Origin of the sequence: Gemella haemolysans (assembly GCF_901873445.1) — a bacterium.
Classification (GTDB): domain Bacteria; phylum Bacillota; class Bacilli; order Staphylococcales; family Gemellaceae; genus Gemella; species Gemella haemolysans_C.
Genome location: NZ_CABFLN010000038.1, coordinates 1 through 12,947, shown reverse-complemented (window position 1 = coordinate 12,947; position 12,947 = coordinate 1). Strand labels below are relative to the sequence as shown.

Annotated in this window: 8 protein-coding genes and 3 pseudogenes; 8 read left to right on the top strand and 3 right to left on the bottom strand. The window is 31.9% G+C overall.

Annotation, left to right across the window (positions count from 1 at the left end; all coding sequences use genetic code 11):
• The 7 genes and pseudogenes from JX287_RS08955 to JX287_RS05490 all read left to right on the top strand — a co-directional run.
• Window positions 1-1,227: pseudogene (locus tag JX287_RS08955) on the top strand (hypothetical protein); the annotation flags it as partial.
• A gap of 89 nt (window positions 1,228-1,316) precedes the next feature.
• A complete protein-coding gene (locus JX287_RS05515; RefSeq protein WP_204643366.1) occupies window positions 1,317-2,696 on the top strand; it encodes an NEAT domain-containing protein in 1,380 nt (459 codons plus the stop codon).
• Window positions 2,697-2,807: 111 nt separating this feature from the next.
• On the top strand, window positions 2,808-4,121 hold the full coding sequence (locus JX287_RS05510) for a heme-binding Shp domain-containing protein (RefSeq protein ID WP_204643357.1): 1,314 nt from the start codon (window positions 2,808-2,810) through the stop codon (window positions 4,119-4,121).
• A 10-nt stretch (window positions 4,122-4,131) separates the two neighbouring features.
• Window positions 4,132-5,091 carry a heme ABC transporter substrate-binding protein IsdE gene (gene isdE / locus JX287_RS05505; protein ID WP_204643355.1) on the top strand — a complete coding sequence of 320 codons (960 nt, stop codon included), beginning with the start codon at window positions 4,132-4,134 and terminating at the stop codon, window positions 5,089-5,091.
• Window positions 5,092-5,195: 104 nt separating this feature from the next.
• Window positions 5,196-6,170: a FecCD family ABC transporter permease gene (locus tag JX287_RS05500; protein ID WP_204643346.1), complete on the top strand. Its 975-nt coding sequence runs from the start codon at window positions 5,196-5,198 to the stop codon at window positions 6,168-6,170.
• Window positions 6,170-6,934 carry an ABC transporter ATP-binding protein gene (locus tag JX287_RS05495; RefSeq protein ID WP_204643344.1) on the top strand — a complete coding sequence of 255 codons (765 nt, stop codon included), beginning with the start codon at window positions 6,170-6,172 and terminating at the stop codon, window positions 6,932-6,934. Before JX287_RS05500 ends, JX287_RS05495 begins: the two co-directional genes overlap by 1 nt.
• Window positions 6,935-7,406: 472 nt before the next feature.
• Window positions 7,407-7,635: pseudogene (locus tag JX287_RS05490) on the top strand (transposase); the annotation flags it as partial.
• A gap of 146 nt (window positions 7,636-7,781) precedes the next feature.
• Here the strand turns inward: JX287_RS05490 and cadX are convergent.
• Both cadX and JX287_RS05480 read right to left on the bottom strand, forming a co-directional pair.
• On the bottom strand, window positions 7,782-8,120 hold the full coding sequence (cadX, locus tag JX287_RS05485; RefSeq protein ID WP_204643342.1) for a Cd(II)/Zn(II)-sensing metalloregulatory transcriptional regulator CadX: 339 nt from the start codon (window positions 8,118-8,120) through the stop codon (window positions 7,782-7,784).
• 11 nt (window positions 8,121-8,131) lie between these two features.
• Window positions 8,132-8,746: a CadD family cadmium resistance transporter gene (locus JX287_RS05480; RefSeq protein WP_204643340.1), complete on the bottom strand. Its 615-nt coding sequence runs from the start codon at window positions 8,744-8,746 to the stop codon at window positions 8,132-8,134.
• A 454-nt stretch (window positions 8,747-9,200) separates the two neighbouring features.
• Between JX287_RS05480 and JX287_RS05475 the strand changes: the two genes are divergently transcribed.
• Window positions 9,201-11,381, top strand: coding sequence for a cation:proton antiporter (locus tag JX287_RS05475; RefSeq protein ID WP_204643338.1), 2,181 nt, complete (start codon window positions 9,201-9,203; stop codon window positions 11,379-11,381).
• Window positions 11,382-11,444: 63 nt separating this feature from the next.
• On the opposite strand, the pseudogene JX287_RS05470 reads toward JX287_RS05475, so the two are convergent.
• Window positions 11,445-12,947 (bottom strand): annotated as a pseudogene (locus JX287_RS05470) (hypothetical protein); the annotation flags it as partial.

Sequence of the window (12,947 nt, the reverse complement as noted above, 5' to 3'; positions counted from 1 at the left end):
GCTAAAGAAAAAGCTGAAAAAGAAAAAGCCGAAGCTGACAAACTTGCTAAAGAAAAAGCTGAAAAAGAAAAAGCCGAAGCCGATAGACTTGCTAAAGAAAAAGCTGAAAAAGAAAAAGCCGAAGCTGACAAACTAGCTAAAGAAAAAGCTGAAAAAGAAAAAGCCGAAGCTGCTCGCCTTGAAAAAGAAAAACTTGAAAAAGAAAAAGCCGAAGCCGACAGACTAGCTAAAGAAAAAGCTCTAAGAGAAACTGTAGAAAAAATCCAAGCTGAAAACAAAAAAGTTGAAGATCAAGCTAAAGCTGCTAAAGAAACAGTAACTAAATTAGAAGCTGATAAAGCTCAATTAGAAAAACTAGTTAAAGAAAAAGAAGAAGCTATAAACAATGCTACTACTGAAGTAGAGAAAGAAAAACTAACTACTGAAAAAGTTGCAGCAGAAAAAGAACTTGCAGCAAAAGCAACTGAATTAAAAACTGAAACTGAAAAAGCAGTTAAACTTAATAACAAAGTTGACGAAATCAAAAAATTAGAAGAAGTTAAAAAAGATGCTGTAAATGACATTGCTAATGATAAGTCTCTAAGTAAAGAAGAAGCTAAACAATTAGAAGCAATTGTAAAAACTGCATCTCTTAAAGATACTTTAGTAGCTAATATTGTAGAAAATGGTTCTTCTGAAAAAGTTACAGTAACATTTGATAATACTGCTATAAAAGCTGATCACTTAGTTGCACAAAAAGCTGATGAAAAAACTGTAGCTAAAGTTGAAGAACTTGTTAAAAAAGCTGATGAAAATCTAAGTGTTGTTAAAACAATCGATCTTCACTTCGCTGATTCTAATAATAAAGAAATCAAAAAACAAGGTGGAACACGTGCAGTTACAGTAACTGTAGTAGCAAATGAAAATGATAAATTAGAGGTTTACTATGTAAATGGTGATAAATTAGAAAAAGTTCCAAGTGCTTATAATTCTAAAACTAAAGAACTTACATTCTTCACTAATCACTTCAGTTTATACACTATCGTAAAAGAAGGTAAAACAGTACCTGTAACACCTACTTCATCAAATAAAAACGAAGAAAAAACTGTTGCTCAAAATACTTCTCAAACTGTTGCTAAAGGACTTAAACAATTAGCTAACACTGGACTAAATGCAACAGCTACTACTGGATTAGGTGTATTAGCACTACTATCTGCTTTAGTATTACGCAGAAAAAATAACAAATAAAATAAATAATAAAATCTTTATACAAAGGGGTAAATTACCTCTTTGTATAAAGTCATGTATAGAGAAATTTGAGGAGGATTAACAAAAACATGAAAACTAATAAATTATTAAAAATTCTGTCCGCAACAACGATTATCTCTACAATTGCTGTGGTAGAAAACACTACACAAAGTAACACTACATTTGCAATTGAAAATAATGCCGTTGGAGCGAAAGATATAAAAAATCTTCCAGATGGAGAATATAATATAACTGCTCAAGCCCTTCATTTTTATATAGAAGGACAAGATTCCATGGCATCAAAAGGATTAGATGAAACTAAAACCAAATTAATTGTGAGAAATGGTCAATATTTTGTAAATGTATCTTTTAAACCAATTGCATTAGGTCGTAAATTTGGTTACTTAGGGGATTTAAAATATTATGATGGTCCTAAAACTCATGTGAATCGTAGTAGTATTCAAGATAACGAATTTAATCCTGCTACTATAGTAGACTACTATAGTGCTAGTGAAACTGATGATTACATCAAAACATATAAAGAAAAATTTCCTGAACGTACTGCATATCCAAAAACACTTTCTTATAGTGTAGATAAAAATAAGATCGATTCAAGCAATAAATTAGAAACTTATACTCAAGTTTATGTTCCCGTTATGGCTTCTATTGGTGAAACATTTGGAACTCAAAAAATGATTCTAAAATTCGATTTAAGTTCAGCATTAAAACAAGCTAATCAGCCTACAGGTACATCTCCCCAATCTGGATCAACAAATTCTACGAGCAATACAACTAAACCTGTAGAAAAACCTAACACTCCAAAACCTAACACTCCAAAACCTAACACTCCAAAACCTAACACTCCAAAACCTACATCTTCAGCAACTGCAACTTTCTATAAAGGAGTAAAAGCAACGTTACTACACGCATACCAACCTAATAGAAAATCTATGGGAGATGCAGCTCTAGAACATAGTAATGTTACTGTATTCAAAGAAGGAAGTACTTATCACTATATTGTTCGTTTCCACAATATTAGTGTTGGACAATTTAATGACGGAATTACTGGTTTCTGGGTAAATGGTATAGAGTATCCTGTCAATCCTACTGGTGGGGCAAATAAACAAGTAGAAGTACACTTCACATCTAATAAAAAACTATCAACTGTCCCTATTTCTGTGTTTGTTCAAGCTATGGAAGATATTATGCCTGGTGGTGGTAAACAAGATGCTACTTTATCATTTGATTGGTCTAATGTAACTGAACAACAAGGTCAACCAATAGCTGGTGGTCAACCTGGAGCAAGTGCCACTGGTAATGGTGCTGGTGCTTCAACTCCAAAAGGTGGGCGTCTAAACAATGGTAGACTATCTAACACTGGATTAGAAACATCATCATCTATCCTTGCAGGAGCTCTTACTCTTATGAGCGCCTTAATGGTTGGTAGAAGAAAACAAAATGAAAAATAGTAAGATAATACCCCGCTAAATAAGCAAATTATTATCTACCTATAAAGGCGGGAAAACTTCCCGCCTTTCTTATTAAAAATTAAATAATACAAAAGAAAGTGAGTTTATACAATGAAACGAATTTTAAAACTATTAACAATAGTTATTGCTACATTAACGTTTATAGTCACATCTAGTAATGTTCCTTTCGTTAAAAATGTACATGCTGCTGACAGAGTATATAGCGTTCCTGTGGAACTATGGCACGCTGAAAATAGCGGTCGTCTTTCTATGGGGAACAATGCACTAGCTACACATGCTACTGTAAACGTTCATGATAATAACACTTCAACTATTACTGTTCAATTCACACCGATGGATTTTAGTAATATGCACGGTCACTTATTGTCACTTAGTATTTATTCATCTCCTATTTTCTCAGGAGGTCTAACAGCGGCTTCAGTAACAAGTACTTATAAGGATACAAACTTAGATGGTGGTACAAGTACTTATCCTGGTAAATTAAGCTTTAATTTTGGAGAAGCTAAACCTGATAAAGTCGGCGTTCGTGTTTCTGTTGATGCTATGAACAAAATTATGGGTGGAGATGCATCTCAAAATGCTATTATTAAATTTAATTGGTCTGGTGCTTCTTTAATATCGGGTTCTGAAGATAATTCTAAAGATAAAGACAAAAAAGAAGACAATAAGAAAAAAGAAGAAGAAAACAAAGACAAAAAAGATGAAAATAAAGCTCCAGAAGGATTTGTTACTAAAAAACTAGAAGATTACTTCAAAACAGATCAAAAAACAAAAAATCCTGGTCTTTATAACCTTGATATCACAGGTTCATATTTAAATCCTCTTACTGGAATTACTGCTGATGGTGGAACTAAAAATACCGCTATTGGTGAAGGTATGGTACAAGGGGTAATCTCTCCTATTAATGCAGGTGGAAATTTAAATGATGCTCTTAAAAATCAAAAATCTAACGGTGAAAAACGTTGGTCTAAAGCTATGCTTCAACGTACAAAAGATGGTAAACTATATGCTACTGTACGTATCCACTTAATGAACTGGGTTCAACGTAGTAAAGAACAAGGTCCTTTCATTAAAGTTCTTCAAAAAGACGGAGAATTCAAACAAGTGGAAGCTACTGAAACAAAAGTAAACATTGAACAATATAAAGATAGTTATGTTGACTATCGTTTTGAAGTACCAAATGAGAACTTCTTAGCTATGGTACAAATGTATGTAGAACCTATGAAACGTCCTGTTCGTTATTTTGTGGAAGTTAATACTGATACTATTAAAAATGGAAATGATGGTTTAGATATGGAAGCTATTAAAGAAGCAAACTACACACCTTATTATTTAGGTGGTATTGGAGTTCTTGCAATAGCTGCTGGACTTTACTTTCCTCGTAAAAAAAGAAAAAATAACTAGGAGATAATTCATGAAAAGAAAACTATCCCTACTATTTACACTGCTTCTAGCTAGTATTCTAGTACTTACTGCTTGTTCATCACAAAACAAAGCCGGTAACACAACAGGAACTGATCCTAATCTAGCTGATAAAGCTTTTAATGAAACAATAGACTTAACAGGTGTAAATAAAGATAAAAAATCTGAAGAAGAAAATGGTAAACGTATAATAATGGATTCTGTAGCTCTTGCTCAAGTAGCTAATGTTCTTGACATTAAATTAGCAGGTGTCCCTACTACAAGATTAGGACGTATGCCTAAAAAGTATGACAATACTGTTCAAATTGGTCTTCCTATGAATCCTAATATGGAAGTTATTAAGTCGATTAATCCTTCTATTGTATATGCGCCAGATAGTTTACAAGACTGGATAAAAGAAGGATTCGAGAAAAATAAAATACCTTATAAATTTGTAGACATTCGTAGTGTTAACGGGCTATACGCTGTAACTGAAGAACTTGCAAAAGAATTCAGTAAAACTGAAAAATTCAAAGAGTTAAAGAAAGAACACGATGAATTCTTCGCTAAATTCAATGAAAAAATCGCAAATAAAAAGAAACCAAAAGTTTTAGTTCTAATGGGATTACCTGGAAGTTACATGGCAGCTACTGAAAAATCTTATGTAGGTAACCTTGTAAAATTAGCAGGTGGTGAAAATATCATTAAAGGAACTGAAGAGTTTAAAAATCTAAACTTAGAAACTGCTTTAAATGATAAACCAGACTTTATTTTACGCACTGCTCATGCTATGCCTGATACCGTAAATGAAATGTTTAAAAAAGAATTTGAAAACAATAAGAGTTGGTCTCACTTCGATGCGGTAAAAAATAATAAAGTTGTCGATTTAGATAGCTCAATGTTTGGTATGACAGCTACATATGATTACCAAAAAGGATTAGAAAGTCTATACAGTATTTTCTATAGTAACTAATACTTAAAACCAGAAGTAGCACATTGCTGCCTCTGGTTTTTATATAATACAATTTAAAAACAATATGATATACTAAACATATAAACTATATAAGGAGGTTCTTAATGTTTAACAACAAAAAAGCAATCACTTTTTCTGTTCTTATTCTACTTTTATTAAGTACAGTATTTTTTGCAGCGAATAGTGGTAGTATAAAAGCTAGCGTCGGACAATTAGCTGTTGGTATCTTTACTGGAGAATACGCCAATGTTAATGCAATTATCGACGTTCGTTTTCCAAGAATTATCATCACTATATTAGTAGGTGCAGCTCTTGGTGTTAGTGGTTTATTATTACAAACAGTATTAAAGAACCCGCTTGTCGATCCTAGTATTATAGGAGTTTCTAGTGGAGCTAACCTATTTTTATACTTAGGGTTAGGATTATTCCCACAATTTTCGCTGTTTAAATCAGTGTTTTCTATCATCGGTGGTGTCCTTGGTTTCTTAATCATTTATTACTTAGCTGGCAGAACAAAAAACAATGTTAAAATTATTTTAATAGGTATTGCGATAAGTTATTTCTTCACAGGTATACTGAGTTCTATGCAATACTTAAACCAAGCAAATTCTACTACTTCATCAGCATTCAAAACTGTTGGTTTAGGAACTAAAAACTGGGATGATGTTTCATTATTATTAAGTTGGATTCCTATATTACTAATTATCAGTTTCTTCTTAGCAAAACTATGTAATATCTTCGCCTTAGATGATAATATTATTAGTTCACTAGGAATCAATATTAATATGATTCGCCTGCTAATCTCATTTGTTGCCGTAGCTCTTGCTTCTGTTTCTACAGCTGTTGCTGGTGTTATGGTCTTTTTAGCTCTTATTACACCTCATATTGCTAAGATTATAATTGGTAGAAATCATATCTATACTATTCCATTTAGTGCTTTACTTGGAGCATTTATTCTACTATTATTCGATACAATCGGTCGTGTTATTTTCGCACCAATCGAAATACCTGCTGATTTAATAATGATGATTATCGGTGGACCTGCATTTATTATTTTAGTTAAGAAAGGAGTAAGTTAATGGAAAATATAATAGAAATTAATAACCTTACATTTAAGTATAATAATAAAAATGCACTTTTTGAAAATCTTAATATAGATATTGAAAAAGGTAAAATTACTACCCTACTTGGTAAAAACGGCTGCGGTAAGAGTACACTTATAAAAATATTAGCCAAAAATTTAAACTATAATTCTGGGAGTATTAAACTCGAAGGTAAAGAATTAAATTCATATTCATTAAAAGAACTTGCGAGTATTCTTGCGATTGTTTATCAAAAAAATGAAACTCCAAGAGAAATTACTGTTTATGATATGGTTAGTTTCGCTCGTCTTCCTTATCAAAATATTTTCTTTTATAAACCTAACGCTAGTGATGTTGAAAAAATTGAATTTGCTCTTGAAAAAACTAATTTAAAAGCCTATAGAGATAAACGTGTAGATGAATTATCTGGTGGTCAACTTCAACGTGTTTACATCGCAATGGCATTAGCACAAAGTACTGATATTATTATATTAGACGAACCTACTACTTTCCTTGATATAAAATATCAAAAATCTATAATGCAACTTGTTAGAGAACTTAATAAATCTCTGGGAATTACTATTATTATGGTATTACACGATATAAATCAAGCTCTTGCTTATAGTGACAATATTATCGCTCTTCTTAATGGAAAAGTTATAAAGAATGATAAAGCTGAGAACTTCTTTGACGAAGAGCTTCTAAATAAACTTTATGACGCTGATATTAAAATAGAAGATGGAAAAGTAATTAGTTGGTAATTAATAAAGTTAATAATATGAAAAATTTGAAATTAATCGCTATATCAGAATATTAATATTTTGATATAGCGATAATTTTATATCTGTAACGGTTGTTAATGTTATTTCAGAAACCTTTAAATACTGTTATATCAACATTTATGAGAATTTAGCCTTCAAAAGGTAGAGCGAAAGCTAGAGTAGTTAATAAATTAATTCAGCAATCTTATCTAAATAAATGCTGACTACTTCTAGCTTTCTTTGAGGTGCTAGCTCTGCATAAGTATCCATAGTAGTTGACATTTACTTATGCCCCATTCTGCCTTGGAGTTCTTTCCAATTTGTGCCTGCATTAAGCAACATTAAATCATGAGTGTCTCGGAACAAATGGAAACCATAATCTGGTGATCCTAGACTTACTAATTGAAAATGATAAAATAAGAATGTACAGTTTTGATAAAATAAAAATGTACAAATAGGTTATAATAGTGCATATTATCAGTTTCATTACCAGATTTGGCACAGCATTTATTCGACAAATCTCATCGAGTCTCTTAATAAAGAAATCAAACGTAAAACGAAAAAGAAGGTTTTTTCCTAACGAGGAGTCTCTGGAACGTTACTTAATTACTTTGTTTGAAGATTATAATTTCAAGCAAAGTCAACGAATCCATAAAGGATTTGACCAATGTTATGACACACTCGAAAGCTTATTTAATTAATACTCCGTAAGTCTACTTAAGTGTTTACACATAATTATTGACAGTATCAACATGATACGAATAGGTATTTCTTGTGAGTAAATTTCATCAAAAAATTTCATAGATAAGTCCTATATATAATCATGGTAAAGTAGTAAAAATAGTTGTTATCCTAGTTGATTAAAAAAATCTCTGATTTCCTCATCTTTTATAAAATAATATATAATTTTCCCCTCTCTTCTAGTGTCCAAGATGTTTTCATTGGCTAGTTTACGAAGATGATGGGATGCAGATGCCATACTGAGATCTAGTAAACAGGCTATATCACAGACACAGAGTTCTTCAACAGCAAGGAGATAAAAGATGATATTTATCTGTTTATTATCGGTAAACTTTGTTAAAATGCGAAGTGATTTTTGGACTTTTTCCTTTTCAAGGTAGTTCATTGCGGTTATAACATTTTGTTGATTTATAATATTCACTTGGCAGATACTATCTTTTTTCATAATATTTCCTCCTAGCCTAACATAGTCCATAGCATGTCAAAACTGTTATTTTCAATCAGGATATATATCCCCAATCCTAAATAAACAACGGCAATAAACCATCTGCTATATTTTTCCAAAGTTTCTCCAACAGATGGGATTTGTGCCAATTTTTGGGCAGAAAAAACCAAGAGATAAATCATGACTAGAAATGTAAGTAAAGCCACTATCAAATCCGCTAAATTTAATGTAGTAAAATATGGGACAAAGATACCAATATTGTCGGCACCGCAACTTGCAAAAGTAATCATAGCTACTAGAAAAATCAGGTTTTTATTATCTTTGCGCAACCCTTCTTTGGCAATAGCTTCTCCATCAGAATCTCCTAAAAGCAAAACTTTGAGACCTAAGAAAATTGGAATCAAACCGAGCAAACCTAAAATCTCTTTACTAGGAATATAATGTAAGACAAATGCAAAAAGCAAACTTAGCAATATTAGACTGACAGAGCCTAGAAATTGTCCTAAATAGATGTTAATGATGTCTTTTCTGCTTTTTCTTTTGGCAAAAAATAACATTAGGATAATAAGTAAGTCTACGGCTGTCCCAGAATACAGGATTATTGAAGTAACAACATTTTGAATCATAAAACACCTCATTCAAATATATTTTTGAATATATTCTAACATTAAACTTTGTAGATGTCAACTTCAACTTCACCAAAGTATAGATAAGAGTTAGTGTACCAAATATTAAAAAGTCCTGCCATCGAAATGATAGCAGGGCTTAACTTCAATATCCAACTGATATATTTGTCTAAAAAAGGTAGAGTTTTTATTGATTTATAGTGCGATGTAATGAGTTTCAAAAAATCAAAAATCATTTAAAATCAATATTTTGACGTCTATTGACGTGTACTGAAGCCCTTACTTAACCTCTAAAAAATAACAAATAATACCTCTTCTAAAACTATTAAAATTAATGTTTTACAATATTCATTATTAACTTCTTTCAGATTGTATAATCGTTGATTTTAATATTAAATAATTGTAAAATATATTGGTACAAATAAATAATAAAATAATTATAAAGGAGTTTTCTATGGAAATACTAACTACTCTTGGAATACTGATAGTTATTGTTATTCTTGGTTCTTTTCTTAACAATATTATTCCTCGTATTCCAGCAGCTTTATTCCAAATAATACTTGGTGCTGCAGTAACATTTATTCCTAATATCCCTTTACATTTCGAATTTGAATCAGAAATGTTTATGATGTTAATTATTGCTCCATTATTGTTTACTGATGGATTTAACTCATCATTAAAAAATATTTGGTTGTATAAAAAACCAATCATATATATGGCAATATCTTTAGTTCTTGTAACGGTAATTATTGTCGGTAGCATTATTCATTTCTTGCTTCCAATGATTCCGTGGGCAGCGTGTTTTGTTTTAGCCGCTATATTATCACCTACAGATGCTGTTGCTGTTAAATCAATAACTAAAGGAATGAAACTACCTAAAGGACTTATGGCTATATTAGAAGGTGAATCACTTCTTAATGATGCTTCTGGTCTTGTATCATTTAATATAGCTCTAGCAGCCGTTCTTACTAACACATTTTCTGTCACAAATGCAGGATATAAATTTTTAGTAGTTGCTGGTGGTGGAGCAATTTTTGGGCTTATTATTGGTATAATATTCTCTTATATTAAATTTATATTCTTAACAAAGTTTGCTGATGAATTTAATATTTTAGTTATTTTTCAAATAATCACACCAGTTATAGTGTTCTATCTTGCAGAACATATTGGTGTCTCTGGTATCGTAGCTGTAGTAATTACAGCTCTAGTTTACAACTACCAAAGAAGTCTTCACTTACTTTCTGTTATAAATAGTGATGCTGCAGTAACTATAGATAGTACTCAACAAATAGCAAGTTATGTTCTTAATGGCTTCGTATTTACATTTTTAGGATATTTACTCCCTGAGATATACCATACAATGTTTAACTATAGAGAGATTGATATTGTATATGGCTTCATTGTTTCATTAGTTATTGTTTTAGGTCTAATGATAGTCAGATTTGGATTTGTATATTTCAACTACGTATCATTCCAACCTCATCATTTCACAACTGCTAGAAAAACAGCAAAAATAATATTAAATAGAAAATTTGAGAAAGATGACTACTCTAGATTTAGCTATTCTTTAATTGCTAGTTTATGCGGTATTCACGGTACAGTAACACTTGCTACAGCACTTATGATTCCAGTTGTAACTGCTACTGGGGATAACTTCCCACTTAGAAATACCATCCTATTCATTGCGAGTAATGTCGTGTTACTAAGTATTGTTATCGGTACAATCGCCCTTCCTCTTGTTGTTAAAGGTGAAGATGAAGAAAAAGAATTTAATCAATACTCTCTTCGTGGAAAAATCCTAGAGGGAACACTTGAAGAATTAAAGCAACGTGATATTTCTAAGAAATCTATTGAAGAAAAAGTTGCTTATGCTTTTGAAATAAAAAGTTTACACGAACTAAAAGCATACTTTAGAGATATGCAGACTGGGAAATTTGAGAATGCAAATGAAGCTCTACAATTGCACAAAAAAATAATGAAAGCACAAGACAAAGCCCTTCCAGAAATTCTTAAAGATAATCCAAACATTGAGCAAATTATAGAAATTTCTAAACTTATGCAACTTAGAAAATCTTTCTTATTTACTTATTCAATACCAAAAAGTTTACTTCTTAATTTGAGAATATATATAAAAGAATCTAGCCTAAAACGCCGTTTAATTCGTCATTTTGTTGCTAAAGATCTAACTCCAGAATTTTACGAAAAACTTAAAGAAAAAATTCCAAAAAGAAGAAAAGGGAACTTTGCAAGTAAACTAGATGAAATTAAACAAAGAGCCGAAGCTTCTTCGAATCAAATCCAAGCTATTATTGATTGCTCTCCTACTGTAAGAGACGCACTTCTTAAGATAGCTTATGATGTTATTGAAGAAAAATGTTCAGATGAGAATACTGCAGAATTTGTTAAAGATGTATATAGATATTACTCATTTACTTTGTTTGAAGTATTTTTAGAAGATTTAGATTTTGAAGAAGAACTTAAAGAGCTTCAAATGGAATCAGTTCGACTTTCAAAATATAGAATATTAACGATGAGAAAATTAAACTATATTTCTCTAGAAGATTCTTACACAGCTCTTCGCAACTTAAACTTCAGTGAATCTATGATTTTCCCTCGTGAAACTGAAGAAGAATAAAATATAAAAAAGCTGACCTCAAGTTAGATTTATTATCTAAAATGAGGTCAGTATTATTTTAGGTTATTTTTTGAATTCTACAACGAAATCATAACCCTGTTCTGTTTTTGCTCCAAAGTAGGCATCTGTTACTTTATATCCTCGTTTTTCTACTTTAGCAATTTTTGTTTGTATAGCAGCTTTTACTTGTTCTACAGTTGCATTTTTAGGAAGTTTTATAGTAGTATCTCCATCCACATCCAATGCACCCGCTATTCCTGGTAAAGTTTTTAAGTTAAAGTAAATATTAACATTTACATTTTCTTGTGCTTCTGTTGATCTTTTTGCCCTTCTTTGTGTTGTAGGTGCTTTTCTAAAGCCTGTATTACCTGCTGATTGAGTCTTCGCTTCTTTTGTGAATTCAACAACATAATCATAGCTATCTCCACCTTCAACGATTTGATCTAAGTCAGTAGTTGAAACAACTTTGAATCCTTGTTTATTTAATTTATCAATTTGTGCTTTTGTTTTTTCTTCAATAGCACGTTTTAAATCTTCTTTAGGTGTGTCTCCAGGGAAAGTAAGCATATTCTCACCCTTTACTTCCCCTAATGCTCCAGCTATGTCTTTGATAGCTGTTAAATTATAGTAAATATTTATTTGTTTAGTTTTATTTGATAAATCTCTTTTTACTACTTTTTTAGTTCTAACTTGGACTTCTGGTGCACTTCTAAAACCTGAAGTTCCTTCTGAAGTTGAGGAAGGTTGTGTTGGAGATGTTGTAGCTGTTGATCTTTCAGTAGTAGGCTGTGTCGGAGTTGCTGTAGCTTCTCCTGATCCATGACCTATTGCTGTACTTCCATTACCAATAGTAGTACCTTCGTTACGACCATTTGTTAAATTGTCTTTGTTATAACTTGGTGCTGGTAATTCTTCTCCTGGAACATTAATCTCATCAATTTTAGTTTGATATTCATCCGCAGCAGCTACTGCTGCATCATAATCTTTAGCATTATTTATCGCTTCTAATCCTGCTTCTTTTAATTCATTTAATTTAGCTTCTAACTTAGCTTTTTCTGCTTCATCTTTAACTTTTTCAATTTCACTAAGTTTTGAAGCTGCAATTTTTTCGATAATATTTTTTCCATCTTTTTTGGCTTCCTCAAGTTTTTCATCTTTAGGTGCTACTTCTTCAGACGGAGCATCTTCTTTTGGTGTTGTTCCTGCTGCTGGTTCTTCTGCTTTTGGCGTTGTTCCTGCTGCTGGTTCTTCAGCTTTTGGTGTTGTTCCTGCTGCTGGTTCTTCTGCTTTTGGTGTTGTTCCTGCTGCTGGTTCTTCAGCTTTTGGCGTTGTTCCTGCAGCTGGTTCTTCAGCTTTTGGCGTTGTTCCCGCTGCTGGTTCTTCAGCTTTTGGTGTTGTTCCTGCTGCTGGTTCTTCAGCTTTCGGTGTTGTTCCCGCTGCTGGTTCTTCTGCTTTTGGCGTTGTTCCTACTGCTGGTTCTTCTGTTTTCGGCGTTGTTCCTGCTGCTGGTTCTTCTGCTTTTGGTGTTGTTCCTGCTGCTGGTTCTTCTGCTTTTGGCGTTGTTCC